The organism is Spongiibacter nanhainus (assembly GCF_016132545.1).
Taxonomy (GTDB): Bacteria; Pseudomonadota; Gammaproteobacteria; order Pseudomonadales; family Spongiibacteraceae; genus Spongiibacter; species Spongiibacter nanhainus.
On sequence record NZ_CP066167.1, the window covers coordinates 243376 to 266944 of the forward strand.

At 58.0% G+C, this 23569-nt stretch carries 22 protein-coding genes; 10 read left to right on the forward strand and 12 right to left on the reverse strand.

Features of this window, described 5'->3' with window-relative positions; genetic code table 11:
- Positions 1-6: 6 nt before the first annotated feature.
- From I6N98_RS01195 to I6N98_RS01205, 3 genes are all read left to right on the forward strand, one after another.
- Positions 7-2796 carry a CehA/McbA family metallohydrolase gene (locus I6N98_RS01195; protein ID WP_198570011.1) on the forward strand — a complete coding sequence of 930 codons (2790 nt, stop codon included), beginning with the start codon at positions 7-9 and terminating at the stop codon, positions 2794-2796.
- Positions 2797-3165: 369 nt separating this feature from the next.
- Positions 3166-3834, forward strand: a complete 669-nt coding sequence (locus I6N98_RS01200; protein ID WP_198570012.1) for a YiaD family glycine zipper/OmpA-like lipoprotein — start codon at positions 3166-3168, stop codon at positions 3832-3834.
- Between the two features lie 99 nt (positions 3835-3933).
- Positions 3934-4416: an LEA/WHy family protein gene (locus tag I6N98_RS01205; protein ID WP_198570013.1), complete on the forward strand. Its 483-nt coding sequence runs from the start codon at positions 3934-3936 to the stop codon at positions 4414-4416.
- A gap of 10 nt (positions 4417-4426) precedes the next feature.
- On the opposite strand, the gene I6N98_RS01210 is transcribed toward I6N98_RS01205, so the two are convergent.
- Positions 4427-5224, reverse strand: a complete 798-nt coding sequence (locus I6N98_RS01210; RefSeq protein WP_198570014.1) for a ParA family protein — start codon at positions 5222-5224, stop codon at positions 4427-4429.
- A gap of 116 nt (positions 5225-5340) precedes the next feature.
- Here I6N98_RS01210 and I6N98_RS01215 point away from each other — a divergent pair, with 116 nt between their 5' ends.
- Positions 5341-5961 carry a riboflavin synthase subunit alpha gene (locus tag I6N98_RS01215; protein ID WP_198570015.1) on the forward strand — a complete coding sequence of 207 codons (621 nt, stop codon included), beginning with the start codon at positions 5341-5343 and terminating at the stop codon, positions 5959-5961.
- Between the two features lie 74 nt (positions 5962-6035).
- On the opposite strand, the gene I6N98_RS01220 is transcribed toward I6N98_RS01215, so the two are convergent.
- Positions 6036-7163, reverse strand: a complete 1128-nt coding sequence (locus tag I6N98_RS01220; RefSeq protein WP_198570016.1) for a nitronate monooxygenase — start codon at positions 7161-7163, stop codon at positions 6036-6038.
- A gap of 258 nt (positions 7164-7421) precedes the next feature.
- Here I6N98_RS01220 and I6N98_RS01225 point away from each other — a divergent pair, with 258 nt between their 5' ends.
- The 3 genes from I6N98_RS01225 to I6N98_RS01235 all read left to right on the forward strand — a co-directional run bounded on the left by I6N98_RS01225 (position 7422) and on the right by I6N98_RS01235 (position 11231).
- Positions 7422-7622, forward strand: a complete 201-nt coding sequence (locus I6N98_RS01225; RefSeq protein WP_198570017.1) for a YdcH family protein — start codon at positions 7422-7424, stop codon at positions 7620-7622.
- A gap of 369 nt (positions 7623-7991) precedes the next feature.
- A complete protein-coding gene (locus tag I6N98_RS01230) occupies positions 7992-10391 on the forward strand; it encodes a hypothetical protein (RefSeq protein ID WP_198570018.1) in 2400 nt (799 codons plus the stop codon).
- A gap of 72 nt (positions 10392-10463) precedes the next feature.
- Positions 10464-11231 carry a methyltransferase domain-containing protein gene (locus tag I6N98_RS01235; RefSeq protein WP_198570019.1) on the forward strand — a complete coding sequence of 256 codons (768 nt, stop codon included), beginning with the start codon at positions 10464-10466 and terminating at the stop codon, positions 11229-11231.
- Positions 11232-11239: 8 nt separating this feature from the next.
- Here I6N98_RS01235 and I6N98_RS01240 read toward each other — a convergent pair whose 3' ends face one another.
- The 5 genes from I6N98_RS01240 to I6N98_RS01255 form a co-directional block, all read right to left on the reverse strand.
- On the reverse strand, positions 11240-11704 hold the full coding sequence (locus I6N98_RS01240; RefSeq protein ID WP_198570020.1) for an Mpo1 family 2-hydroxy fatty acid dioxygenase: 465 nt from the start codon (positions 11702-11704) through the stop codon (positions 11240-11242).
- A 78-nt stretch (positions 11705-11782) separates the two neighbouring features.
- Positions 11783-12214 carry a PPOX class F420-dependent oxidoreductase gene (locus tag I6N98_RS01245; RefSeq protein WP_420496976.1) on the reverse strand — a complete coding sequence of 144 codons (432 nt, stop codon included), beginning with the start codon at positions 12212-12214 and terminating at the stop codon, positions 11783-11785.
- A gap of 111 nt (positions 12215-12325) precedes the next feature.
- Positions 12326-12454, reverse strand: coding sequence for a hypothetical protein (locus I6N98_RS18675; protein ID WP_273475520.1), 129 nt, complete (start codon positions 12452-12454; stop codon positions 12326-12328).
- Positions 12455-12903: 449 nt separating this feature from the next.
- Entirely contained in the window at positions 12904-14112 is a 1209-nt protein-coding gene (locus I6N98_RS01250; protein WP_198570022.1) for a glycerol-3-phosphate dehydrogenase/oxidase, read from the reverse strand.
- Complete coding sequence (locus I6N98_RS01255; protein ID WP_198570023.1) at positions 14105-14848, reverse strand: glycerophosphodiester phosphodiesterase family protein; 744 nt, start codon at positions 14846-14848, stop codon at positions 14105-14107. The genes I6N98_RS01250 and I6N98_RS01255 overlap by 8 nt, the downstream gene beginning before the upstream one ends.
- A gap of 129 nt (positions 14849-14977) precedes the next feature.
- Between I6N98_RS01255 and asnS the strand changes: the two genes are divergently transcribed.
- Positions 14978-16372, forward strand: a complete 1395-nt coding sequence (gene asnS, locus I6N98_RS01260) for an asparagine--tRNA ligase (RefSeq protein WP_198570024.1) — start codon at positions 14978-14980, stop codon at positions 16370-16372.
- 41 nt (positions 16373-16413) lie between these two features.
- Here asnS and I6N98_RS01265 read toward each other — a convergent pair whose 3' ends face one another.
- Positions 16414-18357 carry a VacB/RNase II family 3'-5' exoribonuclease gene (locus tag I6N98_RS01265; RefSeq protein ID WP_198570025.1) on the reverse strand — a complete coding sequence of 648 codons (1944 nt, stop codon included), beginning with the start codon at positions 18355-18357 and terminating at the stop codon, positions 16414-16416.
- Positions 18358-18841: 484 nt separating this feature from the next.
- Between I6N98_RS01265 and I6N98_RS01270 the strand changes: the two genes are divergently transcribed.
- Both I6N98_RS01270 and I6N98_RS01275 read left to right on the forward strand, forming a co-directional pair.
- Positions 18842-20227: a PhoH family protein gene (locus I6N98_RS01270; RefSeq protein WP_198570026.1), complete on the forward strand. Its 1386-nt coding sequence runs from the start codon at positions 18842-18844 to the stop codon at positions 20225-20227.
- A gap of 87 nt (positions 20228-20314) precedes the next feature.
- Positions 20315-20563, forward strand: coding sequence for a hypothetical protein (locus I6N98_RS01275; protein ID WP_198570027.1), 249 nt, complete (start codon positions 20315-20317; stop codon positions 20561-20563).
- Between the two features lie 9 nt (positions 20564-20572).
- Here I6N98_RS01275 and I6N98_RS01280 read toward each other — a convergent pair whose 3' ends face one another.
- The 4 genes from I6N98_RS01280 to I6N98_RS01295 form a co-directional block, all read right to left on the reverse strand.
- On the reverse strand, positions 20573-20953 hold the full coding sequence (locus I6N98_RS01280; protein ID WP_198570028.1) for a gamma-butyrobetaine hydroxylase family protein: 381 nt from the start codon (positions 20951-20953) through the stop codon (positions 20573-20575).
- A gap of 15 nt (positions 20954-20968) precedes the next feature.
- Positions 20969-22312 (reverse strand): ATP-dependent protease ATPase subunit HslU, encoded by a 1344-nt coding sequence (gene hslU, locus I6N98_RS01285; RefSeq protein ID WP_232787425.1) that lies wholly within the window; start codon positions 22310-22312, stop codon positions 20969-20971.
- A gap of 6 nt (positions 22313-22318) precedes the next feature.
- Complete coding sequence (gene hslV / locus I6N98_RS01290; RefSeq protein ID WP_198570029.1) at positions 22319-22858, reverse strand: ATP-dependent protease subunit HslV; 540 nt, start codon at positions 22856-22858, stop codon at positions 22319-22321.
- Positions 22859-22945: 87 nt separating this feature from the next.
- Complete coding sequence (locus tag I6N98_RS01295; RefSeq protein WP_198570030.1) at positions 22946-23566, reverse strand: SPOR domain-containing protein; 621 nt, start codon at positions 23564-23566, stop codon at positions 22946-22948.
- Positions 23567-23569: the final 3 nt, after the last annotated feature.

The window sequence follows — 23569 nt, forward strand, 5'->3', positions numbered from 1 at the left end:
CAGTTAATGATGAAAAAAATAATACTGGCTGCAGCGCTGTCTCTGACGCTGCCCATGGCCCTCGTCGGCGTCCAGGCGCAGGTTGCCGAGAACGCGTCGCCGGAGGGCGTGCCGGCCACCGGAATGCCGGCCACCGGAGTGCCCGCCAAGGGGCTCGCGGAGTTTCTCACCGATGAGGCAAAAGCCGCGGCACAGCAAAAACCCTCCTTGCTGCGGGCGACGCGAATCCGCGCCGACAACCTGGACAGCTTTCCCCGCAGCGGCCCCGATGCGATTGCCGGTATCGGTGACTGGTGGTTGTCTGACGGCACTCTTTGCGCGGCCATCAGCGATGTGGGGCACGATGCGGGTATTGTCAGTGGTGGTGGCACGCTTATCGACCTGGGGTATTGTGACCGCGCCGACGATCAGTGGACCTACGCCAATGTGTTGACGGGCTTGGCCAAAGAGACCGCCATTCCGGTTCAGCAGATTTCTGCCAACCTGGATGGGGAGGTGGCGGAGATTATTGCTGTGGGGCAGGGCGACGGTCTGCGCCAGACGCTTACCTATCGGCTGCGGGAAGGCGGCGATGCACTGGAGCTTGATATCCTGCTGGAACGGGTGGGTGACGGCAGCCCGCTGCACATGAGCGGACTGTTTACGCTGCACTCTCAGCGGGCGCTGACGCCTTTTAGCTTGTCCTCCTATAACCCCACCGCCTCATTGGGTTTTCAACAGCGGGATATTGACCGCCACGATACCAGCTCGCTACTTAACGGCCTGATGCCTGCCGACTGGAATATTCTGGTCGGCGCGACGGATTACGCCACTGAAATCAGCTACGGCGTGCAACTGCGTTCGGCGGAGCTGATTAAAGTCAACGGCAGTCGCCTAACACTGCCGCGTTTTCTCGCGGTGTTTCCCGATTACAGCCTGCACGGCTGGATGACCCGGCCGCTTTGGTTTCAAAGCGAACGGCTCAATATGCTGTCGATGTTGCAAAACCGCTTTATGGATTTGCGCGAGGGTGAGCGTTTGAGCGTCAAGCTCCACGTGCGTGTCGGCGACCGCTCTGAAGTGGCTGCGATTACCGACCAAATCTACGCCGGCCCCAAGCTGCGGGGTTACAGCGATCACCGGGGGGTATCCTTTGCGGTTTGGGACCAGGACGACCGGCCGGTTACCCAGGTACGCCCTGCGCCCGATGGCAGTTTTGATATCCGTGTGCCGGCCCGGGCCACGCGCCTGCGCATTACTGCCAGTACGCCCTGGGGCGAGCAGCGCACCCGGGAGCTGACGGTGGCGGACCAGCGTAACGACAGTGGTCGCTGGATATTTAAGGAGCGCGGTAGCTTGGCCCTGCCCAGCGGGGTGGCTATGAGTCTATATGTACAAGGTCTGGGTGAGACGCCTGATCCCCGTTTTGGCGATGACTTATTGGGCTTTAGCGAGGGTGGGCATCCCCTGCCGCCGCTATCCGCCCGCAATCGCATCGACCTGGCTGGCGTCGACTCTGACCCGGCAGAGGTCGAGCTTCCCGCAGGCCAGTACCGGGTGTTGGTAACCCGGGGGCTGGAATACGGTGTCAGTGAGTACCTGCTCACGGTGGTGGCGGGGCAGCAGAGCCAGCTGCCAATTGTAGCGCCCAAGCGGGTTTGGGATGCCGAGGGTTGGCGCAGTGCCGACCTGCATGTGCACAGCGGTGCGAGTTTTGATTCCACACTGCCTTTTGATGAGCGACTGCGCAGTTTTGTAGCCCAGGGGGCGGAAATCCTGGTAGCCAGTGAACACAACCGCATTGTCGATCAGCGTCGAGTTGTGGAGCAGATGGGGCTGGAGGGCCAGGTGCAGGTCTTGGTGGGGAGCGAGTTGACCGGTTTGGCCCGAGCCCCCGGCGCGCCCTATACCATCGGCCACAGCAATGTATTTCCGGTAAAAGCCGATCCCAGCGCCTACGCCGGGGGAATTCCGCGGATTGAGAATCGCCCGCTGCGGGAGGTGATTGCCGAGGTCAAAGCCCGGGATCCGGGCTCGCTGTTTCAATTGAACCACCCCCGCGCCAGCAAGGGCATCGACCGGGATTTGGCCTTTTTCGATCATCTGTCTATCGGCCGCTCCTATGATCCTACTCAATCCTTGGACAGTGAGCCCAATCTCAGCCTGCTGGAGGTGGATAGAGAGAGCGGTGCCCGGGATATCGACTTCGATATGCTGGAAGTACTCAATGGCGATGACATGGCGGTCTACGAACAACAGCGACAGGACTGGTTTTCGCTGCTGAATCAGGGTGCACGCCGCACCGCGACCGGCAATAGCGACTCCCACGGCCTGGGGCGGGTGGTAGCTGCACCCCGCAACTACATTTACATGCCCGATAGCGAGTCACTGCCCGTGTCTCAGCGTGGCCTGGTGGCGGCGCTGTCCGAAGGTCGCAGTTTTCTCACCACCGGACCTCTGCTGCAGCTGACGCTGCGGGACCGGGGGCGGCAACGGGTTGGCTTGGGCGGCACCTTTAAAGGGGGGCGTGGCAGTTTGCATGTGCAAATTGATGCGGCGCCCTGGGTACCGGTGGAGGCGCTTACTGTCTGGCTCAACGGTGAAATCTACCGCCAGCTGCCTACCCGGCGCGGCGACCACGTGACCGTGGAAGTGGTTGCCGATCGCGATGCCTATTTGGTGGTGGAAGTGCGAGGCAAACCCTCTGCCCGCTATCGCGCGCTGATGCCGGGTTTGGCGCCCTTGGCACTGAGTAATCCGATCTATATCGATGCCGACGGCAACGGCAAGTGGGAGGCGCCTCTCAACGACTGGTAGAGAACGATGGGTAGCGGTTGTCGAACTGAAGGCCAAGCGGCGTTGTCATAGGCGATAGCGGAAATGGAAAAGAGTTCCAGTTAAGCGATTGTTAATATTGATATGTTATTTATTCCTGAGGCTGTGCCATTATTGCCTTAAAGGCGCAAACTGGTTTTTGCCGGTATCAGGTAGCCACAGTTAAAGGCCAGTGGCGAGACAGAAACGCAACAGAGACGTAACAAGAGGGGGCGCAGGCTAGACAATGCTCGACAGCATCGCGTCATCCCTAACGTGCAAGAAAGTGCCAGCAAAGTGCAAGAAATTGCAAAACGTGCAAAAGTTGAAGTTATCGCAACCGTAAAGAAAATTAAGGTAAAGGGGGCAACCATGAAATTGACAGTCTTAACAGGTCGCTGGATCGCAGTTGCAGCGGCCGCCGTACTGGCTACGGCGTGTTCGATCGACCCGTACACTGGCGAGGAAAAAACCAGTAACACGGCCAAGGGTGCCGGTATGGGCGCCTTGGGCGGCGCCATTTTGGGTGCCGCGGTGTCTGATAAAGACCACCGGGAGCAAGGTGCCTGGATCGGTGCCGCCGCAGGCGCCGCCGCGGGTGGCGGTTACGGTTACTACATGGACCGCCAGGAAGCCAAGCTGCGAGCTCGCCTCGAAGGCACTGGCGTGCGTGTACAGCGGGTGGGTGACTCCATCAAGTTGATCATGCCCGGCAATATCACCTTTGATACTGGCAGCTCCGCCATTCAAGGTGGCTTCCACTCGGTGCTGGACAGCGTGGTACTGGTCACCAAGGAGTTCGATAAGACGCTGATGCAAATCAACGGCTACACCGACTCCACCGGTAGCTTCCAGACTAACCAATCGCTGTCTGAAGACCGAGCTCAGAGCGTGGCGCGTTACTTTATGAATCAGGGTATTCCCTCTTCGCGTATTCGCGCCACTGGCTACGGCCCCCGGGACCCTATCGCCGATAACAGCACCGCCTCAGGACGCTCTCAGAACCGTCGCGTAGAGCTTGAATTGTTGCCGATGCAATAAAAGCCGCTGAATGTGGTCATAGAAGGGGTGCCAACTGGCGCCCCTTTTTTTATGACCTGTTTATGGCTTGGTGTTGAAGTGAGTGGGAGTGGCAAGAAAATGAAAAAAATTCTGTTGGTGGTGATGGCGTGGTGCTTGTCGGCCTGTGCCAGTTTAAGCCCTATTGATAAACCGGACGTGGCCATTACCAGCCTGGCGTTGGGCCCCAACACCGGTCTGCAACAGCAGCTTAAAATTGGTTTGCGACTCGATAACCCCAATAATTTCGCTCTTAATTTAGGGGCCTTGCGGTACTCGGTTAACTTGGCCGGTAACGATGTGGCCACCGGGCGTTTTACCGAGGGTGTGTCGCTGCCAGCCAACGACTGGGTCGATATCGTCATTCCAGTCGAGGTCAATCTTTTTGGCGGGCTCGGTCTGCTGCGCAGCATTATGTCCAACTCCACCTCCGAGCTGGATTATGTATTGAGTTTGACCGCCGATGTGAAGAACTTCGGGCTGGGCAGCATTACCGTCGACAAAAGCGGCAAAGTGGGATTGGAGCCGTCGTCGGGGGTGGAAAGCTCACCCCCGGCGAGGTAATTGGTAGGCCCTAGGCGCTGCGGGCCCGCTGGGTTTTCTGCTTGGAGCCCAGCTGTTCGTGCAGGGCCAGAAGCTGTTGGGTCAATTTGTGAGAGGGCGCCATATGCACTAGCGGAATCTGCCGACTGCGGGATTCTTTCATCTTGACCGAGCTATTCAAGTATTGCTCAAACAGCGGCAGGCCCTGCTCTTTGAGGCTTTCGATCAACTGTTGCGGCAGCGAGGCTTGGGACTGAAACTGATTGACCACAATGCCCTCAAGGTTGAGGTCGGGGTTGTGATCTTCGCGAATCTCCTCAACGGTTTCCAGCAGGCCCATCAGTGCGCCCTGGGAAAAACTGTCGCAATCGAAGGGGATCAACAGGCTGTCGGCGGCAATTAGCGCTGAGCGGCTGTAAAAATTGAGGGCCGGCGGCGTATCAATGTAAATATGTTGATACTCTTCCTGTAGCTTATTGAGGGCATCCCGCAGCTTGTAGATTTTGTGACGGGTTTCCAGCTCCCGCTCAATGACAGCCAGCTCGGGGTTGGAGGGCATCAGGTAGAGGTTGTCGAACTCGGTTTCGTAGATACAGTCGCCGGCGGCTTTGTTCTTGCCAAACAGGGATAGCTTCTGCTTAAAGAAGTCGGCGGCGTTGTCGTCCAGATCCCGAAATTGGTCCCCAACCAGGTATTCGCTGCTGTTGCCCTGAATATCCAGGTCAATTAATAAGGTTTTAATGCCTTTCCAGGCACTGATCGCCGCCAGGTTACAGCTGATGCTGGTTTTTCCGACGCCGCCTTTCTGGTTGAAGATAACTCGCTTCATGCTGGGTTTCCGGTGGGTTGGGTAGTGGTGCTGAATCGTAAAATGATTATGCTAGCAGCTCCCTTGGGTCGACGCTATGGCCTGGATGGGGGCCGGTGAATTTGCAGGAGGGAAGTATGTATACAGGTATCGTCCACGGTGCGTATCCACTGACGGGGCTCGAGCGCAAACCGGGCCTACACCAACTGACCCTCGACCTGCCTGAGCCGCTGCTGGCGGGCTTGACCATCGGTGCCAGCGTGGGGCTGGACGGGGTGTGTATGACCGTGACCGGAATCGACGGGGCGGCGGTGTCCTTTGATGCTATGCAGGAAACCTTGCAGCTCACCACCCTTGGCGAGCGACAGCGCGGAGACCGAGTCAATGTTGAGCGCTCTGCCAAACAGGGAGCGGAGATTGGTGGGCATTTGATCTCTGGTCATGTTGATGGCACAGCGGCGCTTGTTGCGCGGGAGGAGAGCGAAAACAACCTGACTCTCAGCTTTGCACTGCCAGCTGCTTTGGCCAAGTATGTGTTTAAAAAGGGTTTTATCGCTATTAACGGTTGCAGTCTGACGGTGGCGGATCTGGACCGACAGCAGGGGGTTTGGTCGGTCTGCCTGATTCCGGAGACTCGCCGGGTAACGAATCTGGATGCCCTTGAGGTTGGCGACCGGGTGAATATCGAAGTGGATCGTCAGACTCAGGTAATCGTGGATACGGTCGAGCGGGTGCTGGCTGAACGTGGCGACGCCTGACCGGGCAATTCGCGCTGACACAAAAAAGGGGCGTTGTGGCGCCCCTTTTTATTTTGTTGCCTGTAGTGTCTAACTTAGGCTTCGGGCATCAAGCTGTTGACCCGGTCCAGCGCATCCACGTACTCCGTTACCAGACGGAAAATCACCTGACGGGTGGATTCCACCTGATTGATCTGCCCGACTACCTGGCCGACCGGATTAAAGGCCACTTTCTGGCAATCGCCCACTGCAGCGTATTTGGCCGTGCGGCGAATACCGTCGCCGGTGACCAGACCCTGGAGGGGCATACCCAGTGGTTTGGGGTTGGCGGGATCTTCCCAGGCTTCGGTCCAGTCGTTTTTCAGCATCCGGCAGGGCTTGCCGGTCCAGGAGCGAGAGCGCACGGTGTCTTCGCTGGAGGCTTTGAGCAGCGATTCTTTCTGGGCGGGCTCAGCGTGTGCTTCTTCCACGGTCAGCCACAGGGAACCGGTCCATACGCCGGCACAGCCCATGCTCATGGCCGCCAGCATTTGCTGGCCGCTACCGATGCCGCCGGCGGCCAGAACTGGGATGTCTCCCGCCGCAGCAACGGCCTGGGGCCAGAAAACGACAGAGCCGACGTCGCCGGTGTGACCGCCACCTTCGCCGCCCTGGGCGATGATGAAATCCAAGCCGGCTTCTTTGTGGGCCACAACCTGCTTCACTTTACCGCACAGTGCGCCAACCAGGCGGCCACTGTCCTGAATGCGTTTGACTTTATCGGCCGGCGGCGTGCCCAGGGCGTTGGCAATCAGCTTACACTTCGGACGGGTCAAGGCTTCTTCCAGCAGAGGCGTGGCGGTCGCTTCGGTCCAGCCCAACAGGCCCATGCTGTGGGAGCCGTCCGGCCATTCGGGTACGCCGTGGTCAGCCAGTAGCTTCTGGGCAAACTCAATGTGCTCTTCCGGCACCATGCTCCACAATTGTTTTTCCAGATCTTCCGGTGACATGTCACCCATGCCTTCGTACTTCTGGGGGATGACGATGTCCACGCCGTAGGGCAGGTCGCCAATGTGCTCGTCAATCCAGTCGAGCTCCTCTTTCAGTTCTTCAGGAGAGAAACCAACGGCGCCCAATACGCCAATGCCGCCCGCTTTACTGACGGCTACCACCACATCGCGGCAGTGGGTAAAGGCAAAGATTGGGTATTCAATGCCAAGTTTGTCGCATAGTTCGGTGTGCATAATTCCTGCCTCGCTGTCTGCAATCACCCCTCTTCGGTCAGGGTGTATCTTGTCGACAGGCAGTATTGGTCCACGGTCTTGCACCAGCAATGTCGTAATCTATCCAACCCGACTGACTAAAAAGATCAGCGCCAGACTTGTGCTGCCGTCGGCGGAGGGGTAAAAAGAGGGATATCGCCACAGCCCGACTATGTCGCTGGTGACTGTTGGATTCGCTGGAGTCACGCAGACTCCACTTTTTGGATTTTATTGCACACCATGGACAATTGCCTTTCGCCCGGCGCCCGCATTTTGTTATTGCAACGCAAACACCGACAGTTGGATGAGGAAATCACCCGATTGTCGGAGAATCCCTATCAAAACCAATTGATGTTGCGGCGATTAAAGAAAGAAAAGCTCAAAATCAAAGATACGATAGAGTGGCTGAAAAACACCATGATTCCGGACCTGGACGCGTAGGGAGTCGGTCACACCCGTGGTGTGAGATATGTCTCACACAAATTGACGCAAATGTCTGCTTTTTCCTGATGAGTGACTGTGGATAATAGGAATTGTCAGGAAGACATGGGCGTCCAACGGACTGGATGCGACAAAGGATGTCACAAACCCATAAAAAGGCCGGAGCGCAACGCTCCGGCCTTTTTTTATCCCCTGAACTCAGCCCTTCGTTTTTTGTACTTTTCCATTTTCATGGGGCCTGAAATGGTCTATCTTTATTTTTTGTAATATTTCACTGAAACATCTCGCCTGCACAACGACGCGAAAAGAGTCGCCAAGAGAATCGCCACATAAGAAGCGAGTCTCTGTACAGCTTATGAGGGACTATGTATGAAGTTTGTTCGCCACCCGCTGGCCATTGCGCTGGTATCCTGTGTTGCTCTTTCTTCCTGTGGTGGAGATAGCAGTAGCAACAAAAACAAAGACGGTAACAACCCACCAGCGGGCACCAGTGTGCTGGTGACCCCTTCTCTGGGTTTGGTTTCCAATGCTACTTTGCGTGCTCTGGAGCCCGATAACAGTACTGAGATAGCGGTTGGCGAAACTGGCGACAATGGCGAGGCTCTGATCGACCTCGGTAGTTACAGTGGCCCCGTTATCTATGAAGTCAGCGGCGATGACGACGCCATGTACTACGATGAGGTACTGATGACTCAAGTGCCTTTCCCCGCTGGCAATGTCATACGCGCCTTGTCGCCGACAGCCAATGATGCCGCGATCACGCCGTTGACTGAGTTGGCCTATCAGCTGGCGGTGAATGCCGGCAATTTCCCGCTGACGGCAGAAATAATCAACGAATTAAATGAAGCGGTGCGGGCGGGTTTGGCGCCTGGGCTGAACAACATTCTCTCAGTACCAACTCTGCTGGGCGGTGACAGCGACCCCGGTTCTCTGGCAGACGATGAAGCCGGACGTTATGCATTAGTGCTTGCTGCATTAGCCTATTTGGCCGAAAACGATGTGAATGGCAGCCCCGCACTGACAGTGCTAAAAGCCATAGTGAGCGACATTGCCGATGGCGATATCGACGGTGAAGTCGATGGTACGCCCGTCGCTGATAGCCCGTATGGCGACTTTACCAATGATATGGCCACTGCATTGGCGTCTGCAGCAAACGCCTACAACTATGCCGGCGATCCTCAGGCTCAAGAGCCATTTGACACCGATTTAGACGGTGATGGCGGCACTGACGATGGTGGTGCAACCGATGACGGCGGTGCCACAGATGACGGCGGTGCCACGGATGACGGTGGTGCTACGGACGACGGTGGTGCTACGGACGACGGTGGCGCGACTGATGATGGTGGTGCCACAGATGATGGTGGTGCCACAGATGATGGCGGTGCCACAGATGATGGTGGTGCCACGGATGATGGTGGCGCGACTGATGATGGCGGTGCCACAGATGATGGCGGTGCAGCCGATGATGGCGGTGCCACGGATGATGGCGGTGCCACGGATGATGGTGGCGCGACTGATGATGGCGGTGCCACAGATGATGGCGGTGCAACCGATGATGGTGGTGCAACCGATGATGGTGGTGCAACCGATGATGGTGGTGCAACCGATGATGGTGGTGCAACCGATGATGGTGGTGCCACAGATGATGGTGGTGCCACAGATGATGGTGGTGCCACAGATGATGGTGGTGTGACCGACGACGGTGGTGCCACGGACGATGGTGGTGCGACTGATGATGGCGGTGCCACGGACGACGGTGGCGCGACTGATGATGGCGGTGCCACAGATGATGGCGGTGCAACCGATGATGGTGGTGGTGCCACAGATGATGGCGGCGCGACTGATGATGGCGGTGCCACAGATGATGGCGGTGCCACAGATGATGGTGGTGCCACGGATGATGGCGGTGCTACGGACGATGGTGGTGCCACGGATGATGGTGGCGCGACTGATGATGGCGGTGCCACAGATGATGGCGGTGCAGCCGATGATGGCGGTGCCACGGATGATGGCGGCGCGGCTGATGACGGTGGTGCTACGGACGATGGTGGTGCCACAGACGATGGTGGTGCTACTGATGGTGGTGGTGTGTCGGGCGGTAGCGCACTCGCTTGTGGTGATTTATCGATATACGAAGCAGTTGGTACCACATACCAGTTTGTCTTTGAGTCAACCGATGGTGAATCCGAAGTCGTTTTGACTACGACATCTGAAACTGAGGTTACTCAAGTTACGGACTTTAAAGGCAACCAAGCTGTGGAGGCCCGTTCTGAAGTGGATGCTGATGCGACGGACGATACTTTCGATTCACAGTCTGTCACTTTTTCATACTCGGGTGACGCGGATGGTGGCAATACCTTGCTTACCTATGGAGTGGTGACAGAAGCGGAGTCGGCGCAGCTTCCTGGAACTACTATTACTACCACCATATCGTTTGACCCTGCCCGTGAGCAACGATTCGACTTGAACCCAGGTGATAGTTACATCCAGACTTTCACGCAAACGGTGGAGACTGATTTTGGAGGCTTCCCTGTGCCCGGTGGACAGGATCCACAAGTTAGCGAGCGCACCGTTACTACAACATATCTGGGGCGTGAAACTATTACGGTGCCTGCAGGGACGTTTGAAACCTGCAAGTTCACTGACTCCGACGGTGGTACCGAATGGTTATCCGTAGGTGATGGTTTACCAGTAAAAACTGAGGCAGATGGTGACGAGAGTGTTTTGATTAGCGCAACGATCAATGGCCAGGCAGTTACTGGAAATTGATATACAACTGTTTGCTTTCTGCGATAAACGGAGCGCTCAGGCGCTCCGTTTTTTTATGTCTGAAGAAAAACTATGCCCGATAGAAATTTCGACGACCTGGCCCAGCGTTTTCGCACCAATATCTACGGCAACCCCAAGGGTGAGATTCGTTTAACCTCGGTATGGCAAGAGCTGACTAAACATCTACCGTCGTTGGCCGAGGGCGGTAAAACCGTGTGGGATGCCGGTGGAGGTTTGGGACAGCTGAGCGCGCTGCTTTTGGAACAGGGTCACAATGTGATCCTCAGTGACATCTCCAGCGAAATGTTGGCCCAAGCACGGCGAGATTTAACCGACTATGTCGACAGCGGGCAGCTAAAAATCCAGCAGTGTGCTATTCAAGACGCTGTTCAAGGCGAGGCTTTTGATGTGGTTGTGTGCCACGCGGTGCTGGAGTGGGTCGAGGAGCCGGAGCCGGTCATTGCCAATTTGGTGGCGGCGCTGCGCCCCGGTGGCTATATGTCGCTGATGTTTTACAACCGCAACGCGCTGATTTTAAGCAACATGGCCAAAGGCAACCTGTATAAACTGCGGGATGAAGACTTTGCCGGGCACCCGGGTGGTTTGACGCCCTCTTATCCCAGGGATCCGCAGTGGGTAATGAAGGCCGTACAATCAGCGGGCCTGATGGTGGCGGCCAGGCGGGGTGTTCGCTTGTGCTATGACTTAATGCCCCGGGCTGTTCGCGCCCAGCGCAGTGTCGAGGATATGTTGGCGATTGATTGGCAGTACGGCGCCCTCGAGCCGTTTTGGCAGCTTGGGCGCTACGTCCATTTGCTGTGTCGAAAGCCCCTCGACTAGGGTTTCGCTCATGCGGCTTGGCGGTAGCGGATGCCCAGTTTGTCGAAGGTTGCGCCGAGGATCCACAGTGGGCCGATTAGCAGAAACAAGATGTCGGTAAAAAATGATGGCTTCTGGGATTCGGCCTTGTGACCGACAAACTGCAGCGCCCAGGCAATAATCCAGATGGCCGCTGCGGGCATCCACATTGGCACGTTAATGTGGGCTTGATAGAGCATGATGCCGGCGGCAATGGCTAAGACAAAGGGCAACATGCCCAACGCCAGCTTAATGGACAGATAGCCGTAGAAAGCCATTGCCAGAATCAGCAGTAGCTGCCCCACATTGGCCTCGACAAAAGGCAGAGGCACCAGCCACAGCAGGGCGATGGTGGTTACCGCAATGGCAGGCACACAGTAGTAATGAATAAGCTTGTTGCGCGGATTTTGGTGGGCGGCGTTATATTCGTCGAGCCACTGTTCTAGGCTGCGCATAGTCGATCCCCTGTTTGTGTCTTTATGAGACTGACTGTATCGAAAACGGCCTGACGGGTAATTGGCTTAAATGACAGGTTACTTTGGGTCCGTTGGGCCCAGATCGACGCGGATAAACGCCCGGCGCTTTTTGCGCCCCGCCAAGCCGGCGCCGATATCCAACAGTCGCATCTGCCAGCCGTACTTTTTTACCAGCGCTCGGTGAGCGCGTTGTGCTTCTTCGCCGCTGATCAATTCGGCACTGGCCTCTTGGTCCCCTTCCAGGCGTTTGCCGCTCACTGTACAGGGTGCAACGCGACATTCGCTGAAATTGCGAAGGCGTTTTACCTTGCCTGCATCACCGGCTGAAAACATATACAAGGTGTTGTGGTCACCTGCACACCAGACCGGTGTTGGCACAAAGCTGCCATCGCGTTTGCGGGTGCTTAGCAACATGTAGGGGGACCGGTGCAGGTCTTGTCTCGGTGTTTGTGTGGCGCTGGCTGTTGCTTTTGAACTAGGTGGTGCCATGGGCAAGTGGACTCGACGTTTTGGGGTTAACAGTGCTGGGCCCCATTGTTGCCCAGTGGCTGTGCGTCGTCCACTTGCTTTGCTTATTTGTGGCAGCTGGCTGGCTTCAGTTTAGACCAGTTGCGCCAGGCTATAGACAATCGTGCCGGCGGCAACCGCCAACAAAATGACCCGCATGCCGATCAGGGCTGAGTTGCTGGCGTGGTCGGCGCAAAAAGCTTTAGTATGAAAATCCATCATGATGTTTTCCTCCGTTGAAGTAGTCGCGCAAGTCGCTTAGATAGCGACCATGCAGAAAATAAGACCAGCGGCAACGATGGCAAGCAGACTTGCCCGTGCAGCGATATCCATTACATTTTCTACGGCGTTTTGCTGTTGAATAGTCATGTGGCTCATGGCGTTCTCCCTTTGGAGTGGCTGCTAAATTTGACAGTTTCAGTATAGGGAGCGAGGCCGTTACAGTGGGTTACAGGTCGGGATCAACAGGGCTGTTGGTAAAGCTGCTTAGATGGCGGTTTTTAATCTATTTTTTGGCTATAAAATCTAAGTTTTACAACGGCTTACGTTTATTATTAGCGGCTTGTAATAAAGCGGTTAGCAAGGGGTAACGATGGCCGTTGGGTTACATCTCGGTAAGGTATTGGTTTGGGGCTACAAAAATGGCCTCGGTGTGGCTTGCCGAAGCTTTTTTAGGCTCCGGTTTCGCTGCTGGGAGCAAGGGCGACAAAGCGGGTATCGGCAATCTTTGGGCGCGCTCCCAGGGTGGGTTTAATCGCTTTAATCACCCGGTCGGCGGTATGCCTGTAACTGGTCAGCTTGCCCCCGTATACCGCCACCATGCTGGGCCTGGATGCCGGTTCACAGTGCAGGACGGTATCCCGATCCCGTTCGTTGGCTGATTCGTCAGAGCGGGGTAGAACCCGTAGCCCCGCCCAGGCGTCCAGTACCTCAGTGTCGGCATTGGGGAAGTAGTGGCGGAGGGTCTCCTGAAGATAGTGAATCTCTTCCGGGCTGGCCTCGACGCTGTCCGCCCCTTGCTCATGGAGAATTTCCGTGGTTCCCACCAGGGTCTGCTCACCCCAGGGCATGGCGAAAACGGCCCGCTGGTCGATGGGCGACTCCAGGTAATACACCCCCTGGGTCAGTCGGCCGTTGACCAGTATGTGGCTGCCCTTGACCAAGTCGACCTCCCTGGCGACGCTGCCACTGTCGATCCGTTTGGCAATATCGTTGACCCAGGGCCCGGTGGCGTTGATCAGACAGCGGCACTGGCAGGTCACCGATCGGCCGTTCATTTCCAGGTGCAGCAGATAGCCCAGTGCGTTTTTCTCGGCCCGCAGAAAATTGGCTGGGCAGTAGGTGTTGGCACCCATGTCTTGTGCCGACTCAATCACCGCCTCGGTGAGCTTGCGGTCGTCAGTCTGACCATCCCAGTATTGAAAGACAGCCTGAAGATTCTGGGTATCCAGCCCGTCCAGAGTCGACCACTCGCTGCGCTTGAGTTTGCGAAAACGGGCCAGCTTGCCGCCGCCGCTCAGCAGAAAATACAGCATCAGTCCGGCGCGGATTTGCCACGCGCGGCGGCGAGTGTGGCGATAGATGGGAATGTGAAATTTGACCGGCCGCACTAAATCAGGGGCGTTGCGCAATAAGTGCGCACGTTCCTGCAGGCTGTGGTAAACCAGCGGAATTTGCCCGGTCTCCAAGTAGCGGAGACCGCCGTGGATCAGTTTACTGGAGCGCCGGGAGGTCCCCGCCGCCCAGTGCTGGCGTTCGAAAATGGCCGCTTTGTAGCCGGCGGCGACCGCTGCCTGTGCAATCCCGGCGCCCTGGACGCCACCGCCGATTACGGCCACTTCTGTGTCTATATGCTCTGGCGTGTTGTGATGTTCAGGCAAGCCCGAATTCCTCCAATACTTCGCCAATCTGAAAGGTCTCTACGGCTGCGGCGCCCCGCTCAAACCAGTAGCGTGCGTCGGTGGCGGTGCTGACCTCGTAGATCAATGCTGGCCACGGCAAGGTGCGCAGGTCGATATCGCCAGGCACGATGGTGCGATCGCAGAACACTACCTCTGGCTGCAGTTGCCACAGTGAGGCCAGTTGCCAGTCCGGCCACTGGTCAAATACGGGTGCATGGCGCTGCCAACCCTGCCTCTTGGCGTAGAGCAGTGCTTCCAGCTCAAAACTGATCAGCACGCAGCGGGATTCCACGCCGCTCAGTGCCGTCGCAACCGCGTTGTACACCGTTGTTGCATCAAATTGACTGAGACTTTCTGCCTTGAGCTCGACAAAGCAGTTGGCCTGGGGGTGCTCCGTCAGCAAGGTAGCGACCTCCCGCAGCGGGCAGACCCCCACACCGTCTGATGTTGCAAAACGCGAGCCAAAGCGGGAGGGCTCAAAGGCGGTGAATGTCTTCAACTCGCTGGCAGAGTAGTCCCAGATCATGCCTTCTTGCTGGCAAAGGCGCTCCAGGCCGGGGTCGTGGAAGGCAAAGGCCACACCGTCGGCACTGAGCTGGACATCCAGCTCCAGATTGACCGCGCCGGCGGCAATAGCCTCGCGAAAGGCTAGCAAGGTGTTTTCCGGGTAGCGGTGACGCCAGCCCCGGTGGGCGACAAAATGTTCAGCGTGCATAGCGGCATTGGCGTAGAAAACAGTTCACGTTACTTTATCGGCTATCGATTGCCGGCGCGACAGAAACACGTTCGGCGGTGAGGAACGTATAATTCCCTTCAAACGATATCGACGTTATTGGAGAAAAGCATGACAGTGAGTTCGGTGAAAACCTTGTTGGCGGGCGATGTCTCCCCCGGTGCGGAGGTGGAGGTACGCGGTTGGCTGCGCAGCCGGCGGGACTCCAAGGGTGGCTTTTCCTTTCTTGCTATTCACGACGGCTCCTGTCACCCCGCGATTCAGGCCGTGGTGCCTGGTGAAATAGATAACTACCAGAGCGAGGTTTTACACTTAACTGCCGGGTGCTCAGTCATTGTGCGGGGCGAGCTGGTGGCCTCTCAGGGCAAGGGCCAGTCGGTGGAAATCCAGGCCCGTGAAGTTGAGGTTATCGGTTGGGTGGACGACCCAGAGAGTTACCCGGTGGCCAAGAAGCGCCACACCTTCGAATACCTGCGCAGCGTCGCTCATTTGCGACCGCGGACCAATACCTTTGGCGCCATCACCCGGGTGCGCACGGTGCTGGCCAATGCCGTGCACCGCTATTTCTTTGAGCGGGGCTTTCAGTGGATCAACACCCCTTTGATCACCGCCAGTGACTGCGAGGGGGCGGGAGAGCTGTTCCGGGTGAGCACTCTGGATATGGTGAATCCACCGCGACAAGATGATGGCCGCATCGATTTTAACGAAGACTTCTTTGGCAGGGAGGCCTTCCTTACCGTCTCCGGCCAGCTCAATGCCGAGGCCTATTGCTTGGCGATGTCCAAGGTCTATACCTTTGGGCCCACTTTCCGTGCGGAAAACTCCAATACCAGTCGCCACCTGGCTGAATTCTGGATGGTGGAGCCGGAGATCGCCTTCGCCAACCTGGATGACGATGCAGCTTTGGCTGAGGACTTCTTGCGTTATTTGCTAAATGCGGTGCTGGAGCAGTGTCAGGAAGATCTGGGCTTCTTCAACCAGTTTATCGACAAGACCGTGTTGGAGCGCCTGGAGAAAGTCGCTGGCAGCGACTTCGCCCGGCTGGATTATAGCGATGCGGTCAGGGTGCTGGAAAAATCCGGCAAGTCCTTTGAGTACCCTGTGCAGTGGGGGGCGGACTTACAGTCAGAGCACGAGCGCTATTTGTGCGAGGAGTATGTGGGTGGGCCAGTGATCGTCACCCACTACCCCAAGGAAATCAAAGCCTTCTATATGCGCCTTAATGACGATGATAGAACCGTGGCGGCGATGGATGTGCTGGCGCCGGGCATCGGCGAAATTATCGGCGGCAGTCAGCGGGAAGAGCGCCTGGACGTGTTGGACCGGCGCATGGCGGAACAGGGAGTCCACGGTCTGGACTGGTACCGGGACCTGCGCCGCTATGGCACTGTGCCCCACGCTGGCTTTGGTTTGGGCTTTGAGCGCCTGCTTAACTACATCACCGGCATGGAAAACATCCGCGATGCAATTCCCTTCCCCCGGGTGCCCCGCCACGCTGAATTTTAGCTGGCGGGCGCGGAAGGGGATTCAGGCGGAGAGCGGGGCGCCTAGCTCTCGCCTTGCGCCTTCTCTGTCTCAGTCTCCATCGGCGCCTGCTCGGGCTCCAGCAGAGTGAAGATCAGGCGGCGCTGGAAGGGATCGATCTCCGCGACCTTCACGTTTACCGCTTGCTCCAGCTGGTAATTTTTCTCCGCGTTGAACAGTCGCAGGGTGTCCGCGTCGAAGCTAAGTTTTTCGGGGATGGAGCGGGCTTCCACAAAACCACTGATGCCGGTGTCGTTGAGCTCCACGGTAAAGCCGCCGCCATTCATGTGGGCTATGCGTCCCTGGTAGACGGCATCTTTATCCTGCCCAGCCAAGTACTGATACTGCAGCCACTGCTCCAGCTGGCGGCTGGCCTGACGGCTGTGGCGCAGCTGTTCTTGCAGTGCGGCAATGGTCTCGTCGTCGGGTAGCGCGGGCTGCTCGCCCTGAAGTTTGGCGCGGATGCAGCGCTGTACTAGCAGGTCGCTGTATTTGCGCAGCGGCGACGTAAAGGTGGAGTAGCGCTCCAAGCCCAGGCCAAAGTGAGGCTTGGGCGAGGTGCTGAGCTCTCCGGGGCGCAGCATGCGGGCAAAAATGCTCTGCAGAGGCAGCGTAGAATCGGTGGTTTCGGCGGCCTTGATCAGCGCCTGGTAACCCTCGAGTGATGTGATGTCAGTGCCTGCCAACGCGGGCAGCTCGCTGGCGATAACCTTGTTGACGCTGTCGTAGCGGTCTTCCCGCAGGCCGGGGTGGCTGTTGTACAGAGCCGGGCTGTCCCCCAGCCACTGGGCCGCGGCGCGGTTGGCGGCCAGCATACACTCCTCCACCAGGCGGTGAGCGTCGTTGCGATCGACCCGTGCAATCGCGCAGATGCGCTTATTGTCGTCCAGCTCGTAGCGGAAGTCCGGTTGCTCGGGCATGATCAGGTAGTGCTGGCGTCGGTAAGCCTTGAGAGCATCGGCTGCCGCCTTGAGATGGCCCAGCGCGTCGTGGTCCAGGGTGTCGCTGCCGTCCAGGTGCTGTTGGACCTGTTGGTAGCTAAGTTTGGCGTGGGAGCGGATCAGCGCTTCACTAAACTGAATGTCGCTGATTTCGCCCTCGGCGCTCACCTTTAATCGGCAGACAATGGCGGCCCGATCGACGTCGGGCAGCAGTGAGCAGCGGTCCTGGGTGATGGCCTCGGGCAGCATGGGCTGGGCGCAGCCGGGCAGGTAAACGGTATTGGCGCGGGCTCTGGCAGCCAGATCCAGGGGGCTGCCTGGGGCAATGTAGGCACCGGGGTCGGCAACCGCGATCACCAGCTGCCAGCCGTCGCCTTCGGGGGCCGCCCACAGGGCGTCGTCCACGTCCCGGGTATCGGCGGAGTCGATGGTAACCAGTGGCAGATCCCGCAGATCTTCCCGGGCTTCGGCGCGGCTATCCTGCTCGGGTATGTCGTCATTGGGCCACTGTCGAGGTAATTCAAACTTGCTGATGGTATAGCGCCCCTCAATGCCGGCCTCGTCGGGCTGACCAATATTGTCGATGATATTGACTTGGGACTTGCCGTCCCGAAAGGGGTGGCGGGTGACCTTGACCTGGAGCAGGTCGCCGGGCTTGGCCTTTTTACGCTGTGAAGGGGGGATAAACAGCAGTTTGTTGAACCGGGGCAGATCCGGCTCTACAAAATGGCCCTGCCCCCTGATCACATAGCGGCCGGTAAAGATGCCCAGCGGGCTGTCGATCAGTTTTTCCAGCTCGGCTTTGAACTTGCCCTTGTCGTCAGTGATGACGTTGATGCGTACTCGGTCGCCGGGGAACACCCGCTGCATCTCATCCGGGGCCAGAAAGACGTCACGGCCGTCGTCCAGCTTAACGAAGCCGAAGCGTCGCTGGCTGCCGCGCACTTCGCCCTCGCCCCGGTCTTTGCTTTCAATAATGTTGGTTTTCAACTGCTTGAGTTGAGAAAGGGAGTCCTGGTCGAGCATGGAGTGGTGTACCTGTTGGCGCCCCGGCAGAGGAGCGGTGTAGTGGGAAAAGGCCGTCGATAAAAGGGCGATAGGGTAGCGGAAATCGCCCCCGGCGTCTTGTCGAGTTTATGACTCTGCACCAGATGAGCCAACACGGTCGCTGGTGCGCAGCTCATGTTTTGAACAGCGGTCGGGCAGGAGCGACCATCCAGCACAATAACGGTTGACATTGTTGGTGTGGAGTTTCAATAATCGAGGCAAGTGGTCTTTTTGTGGAGCGGTCATACTTTTGCCGTCATCGCTCAGCGGCCTTCGCGCCGACAGCTCAACCGACACCCCAGGCACCTCGTCTGATATTGCCGACTCGCGCGATACTGACCCTGCCGCAGCCCCCTTCACCTCTTCCAATCGCCCCCTGTCGTCGGCAACCAATGCGCCGGACTCTGCGTCTGCGCGCGGGCGTTCTGCGCTCTGTGCCGACACCCCCAATCGAGAGCCTGCTATGGAAAAAATCTTCGTCCTTGATACCAACGTGCTGCTTCACGACCCGATGGCATTGAACGCGTTTCAGGAACACCGGGTGGTGGTACCGATGACGGTACTGGAAGAGCTGGATCACATTAAGGACCGTCGCGACAAGGATGTCAGTCGCGAGGCACGCATTGCCATCAATGCCATCGACAAAATTCTGTTTAACGCCTCCCCCAAGGAGATTCAGGATGGCGTGGCCCTGCCTTCAACCGCAGAATTGCAGCCCACCGGCTGCCTGGCGATCTTTCCCGACCAGTTGATTAACCACGACACTGGCGCACCTTATCTGGACGGTACCCCTCAGCAGGCTAACGACAACCGCATTATCAATGTGGCGCTGCACCTGCAAAGCAAGCAACCCGACGCCCATGTCTGCCTGGTGACCAAAGACATCAACATGCGACTCAAGGCCAAGGGCTCGGGTCTGGAGAATGTGGAGGATTACCGCCGCGACCGGGTGCTGGACGATATCGACTATATGTCCAAGGGCTACGAACATATTGCCGGCCGCTTTTGGGATCAGGTGGAGTCGGTGGAGACCTTGCGAGAGGGTTCCCAGGCCATCCATATTGTCAGCCGCGACGTGGTGCCCAATGTCCACATCAATCAGTTTATTTATGACGACAACGGCTTTGTCGGCATGGTGCGGGCACTGGATGACCAGCGCATGGAGCTGCTGGACTTGTGCCGGGAACGCTTGATGAACCAGCATATGTGGGGCCTTAAGCCCCGCAGCCTGGAGCAGGCCATGGCCTTCTTTTTGGTGGCCCAGCCCAATATCGATATGACGGTGTTAACGGGCCCGGCGGGTTCGGGCAAGACCCTGATTGCCCTGGCCTACGGGCTGCACGCCATTCTCGAAGAGAAGCGCTATGACAAATTGATTGTGGCGCGATCGACGCCGCCGATGGCAGAGGATATCGGCTTCTTACCCGGCACTGAGGAAGAGAAAATGGCGCCCTGGCTGGCGGCTTTTGACGACAACCTGGAGGTGCTCCACGGCAGTGACGAGTCGCCCTTTAGCAGTATTGAATACGTCAAAGACAAGGCCAATATCCAGTTTAAGTCGTTGAATTTTATGCGGGGCCGTTCCTTCAATAACGCCTATATCGTCATTGACGAGGCCCAGGGTCTGACTCAGTTCCAGCTCAAGTCCATCATCACCCGGGTTGGGGTGAACTCCAAAATCGTGGTGCTGGGTAACCTGGCGCAGATCGATAACAAGTACATTTCGCCGCTGACCTCGGGGCTGACCTACCTGTCCGAGAAGAGCAAACATTTTCCTCACGCTGGAATCATGCACGTCAACGGCATAGAGCGCTCTCGCCTGGCCGCTTTTGCCGAGGAGAACCTGTAAGCCCGTCTATACGTGTAAGCCACCACTGTGACGCCGCGCGCAACTTTTTAAAATAGTGGCATTGAAAATGCGGCGCACAGGTGGAGCATGTTGGAAGACAAGCGCAGCGGTGAACAGCCAGTTCCGGAGAACTCCCGGGACCTGCTTACCGACGGACAATTACAGTCCTTAAAGCGAATGGAAAACTTTGGCTGGTCGCTGAAGTTTATTCGCCAGCCCCGCTGTCAGCCCCCTATCGTGGTGATTGAGAACCCGGTGGGCACCAGCATTGCGGTGCTGGCCGAAGATGGCCGGCTGGATATCCGCCCGCAGATTGCCATGCGAGACGCCAGCTAAGCCCTCCGTTTAGCTATCGAAGAAGCGTACCACCTGCTCATCGGGGTCGCGGCTGGCGCCGGCCTCGTGCAAGCGTTCCAGATAAGCCTGCCACAGGGCGTCCTGGTTTTCCCCTAGCTCCCGCAAGTAAGACCAGGAATAAATACCGGTGTCGTGGCCGTCGCTAAAGCTCAGTTGCAGGGCATAGTTCCCCACCGGGGCGATATCGACAATGTCCACATTGGCCTTGCCGTGCTGCAGGACCTCCTGTCCTGGGCCGTGACCCCGTACCTCTGCCGACGGCGAATGCACTCGCAGGAATTCACAGCTGAGCCGAAAGCTGCTGCCATCGGCGTAGCACAGCTCCAGTTCCCGGGATTTTTTGTGCAGTTTTATATCAGTCGGCGTCATCGAAGCAGGCCCTAATTACAGAATAAAGCGACTCAGATCTTCGTCCTGAGCCAGCTCGCCCAGCTGCTCGCCAACATAGTCGGCATCCACCGTTAGTGCCTCGGTGCGGTCGCCGGCGCTGTAAGAGATTTCCTCCAGCAGGCGTTCCATTACCGTGTGCAGCCGGCGGGCGCCGATATTCTCGGTGCGCTCGTTAACCTGCCAGGCGGTCTCGGCAATGCGGCGGATACCGTCCTCACTGAAAGTGACTTCCAGGCCTTCGGTGGCCAGCAAGGCGCGGTATTGCTCCGTTAGCGATGCCCGGGGCTCGGTGAGAATGCGCTCGAAGTCGTCGGGGGTCAACGCTGACAGCTCGACCCGGATCGGCAGGCGGCCCTGAAGTTCGGGAATCAGGTCCGAGGGCTTGCTAAGGTGGAAGGCGCCGGAGGCCACAAATAGAATGTGGTCAGTGCGAATCATGCCGTGCTTGGTGCTGACGGTGCAGCCTTCAATCAATGGCAGCAGGTCTCGCTGCACCCCTTCCCGGGAGACGTCGGCCCCGCCGGTTTCCTGGCGCTTGGCGACTTTGTCGATTTCGTCGATAAACACAATGCCGTTTTGCTCAACCGATTCCACCGCCTGCATTTTCAACTCTTCTTCGTTGATCAGTTTGGCGGCCTCTTCGTCCTGAATCTGCTTGAAAGCGGCTTTTACGGTCATGCGCCGGGTCTTGCGGCGGTCGCCCCCCATTTTGGAGAACATGCCCTGCAATTGACTGGTCATTTCCTCCATGCCTGGCGGCGCCATGATTTCTACACCCACTGGCGCCGCGCTGACCTCCACGTCGATTTCCCGGTCGTCCAGTTCGCCTTCCCGCAGCTTTTTGCGGAACACCTGGCGGGTGGAGCTTTCTTTGTCTTCAGTCTCGCCCCGGGCGGCGGGGAGCAGGGCATCGAGAATGCGTTCCTCAGTGGCGTCCATAGCGCGGTGGGCTACCTGGGCCATGGCTCGCTCGCGGTGGAGTTTCAGTGAGGCGTCCACCAAATCCCGGATGATGGATTCCACATCCCGGCCGACGTAACCTACCTCGGTAAACTTGGTGGCTTCTACCTTAATAAAGGGCGCGCCGGCCAGCTTGGCCAGGCGGCGGGCGATTTCGGTTTTGCCGACCCCGGTGGGGCCAATCATGAGAATGTTCTTAGGGGTAATTTCCGGCTGCAGCTCTTCGGCCACCTGCATCCGCCGCCAGCGATTGCGCAGCGCAATGGCCACGGCCCGCTTGGCGTCCTGTTGGCCGATGATGTGCTTGTCCAGTTCGTGGACGATTTCCCGCGGCGTCATGGTGGACGGCAGGTTCGCGGAGGGAGTGTTGTTAGCCATAGTCTTCTAGTATTCCAGAGTCTCGATAGTGCGGCTGTGGTTGGTGTAGATGCAGATATCGCCGGCGATGTTCAGCCCTTTCTCGACAATATCCAGCGCACCCAGCTCGGTGTTATCCATCAGCGCTCGCGCGGCGGCGGTGGCAAAGGAGCCGCCGGAGCCGATGGCGATCATGTTGTCTTCCGGTTCGATGACGTCGCCGTTGCCGCTGATCACCAGGGTGGTTTCCTTGTCGGCGACGATCAGCAGTGCCTCCAGTTGCCGCAGGGCCCGCTCGCTGCGCCAGGCCTTGGCCAACTCGACGGCGGCCCGCACCAGTTTGCCCTGGTGTTTCTCCAGCTGGGTTTCGAAGAGTTCGAAGAGGGTGAAGGCGTCGGCCGTGCCGCCGGCAAATCCGGCGATAACCTTGTCTTTATAAAGTCGACGCACCTTGCGGGCGTTGCCTTTCATCACCGTGTTGCCCAGGGTGACCTGGCCGTCGCCGCCCACTACCACCTGATTGCCGCGGCGAACGGAGAGAATAGTTGTGCCGTGGAACTGTTCCACTTGAAGCTCCTTGTCTCTTGGCTCAAGCGTCAGTAATGGGGGTGGTGCCGGGGCTTTTCAAGCGTCCCTGGCCCAGCCCGGTAGCGATCAGTTCTTGCGGCGGATCACCAGGGTGTCGATGCCCTCGGCAATCAGTTTGGCCCGGGCTTCCGACAGGGTGTTGTGGGTCAGGAAGGGGCCAACGTGAACCCGATGCCAGCGCTCGCCGTTGATCTCCACAGTCTCCACCCGGGCATCCAGAGCCAGCAGCAGAATCTGCGCCCGGCGGCTTTCCGCATCTTCGTTGGTGCGGAAGGAGCCCGCTTGCAGGGTGTACTGCTCGCCGGTCTGGAAGGTTTTCTCTGGCGGTAGGGCCGGTTCGACTTTCTTCTCGGTACTGGTGTCGCTGGGCGTGACCACCTTGGGCTCGGCCTTGGGAGTCTCGTCAGGAACGATGACTTCCCGCTCGGGCAGCAAGGTAAAAAAGTCGAACTTGGTGTTATTGGCGGGGCGCTCGGCCTCGCTCTGTTTGCTCTCGGCTTTGGCGGTTTTAGGGGCAGCGGTGCTGGCCGGTGTCCTGGGGCTGTCGCCGTCCACCGCTTTGAAAACCAGCACCGTGGCCACCACGCCGGCGATAAAACCACTGCCCAGCAGGACCGACGCGGGTAGACCGGGACGGGTATTGGGGCTGCGGGTTGCGCCGCGGGTGCTGCGTTTTTTGGTCGCCATGCC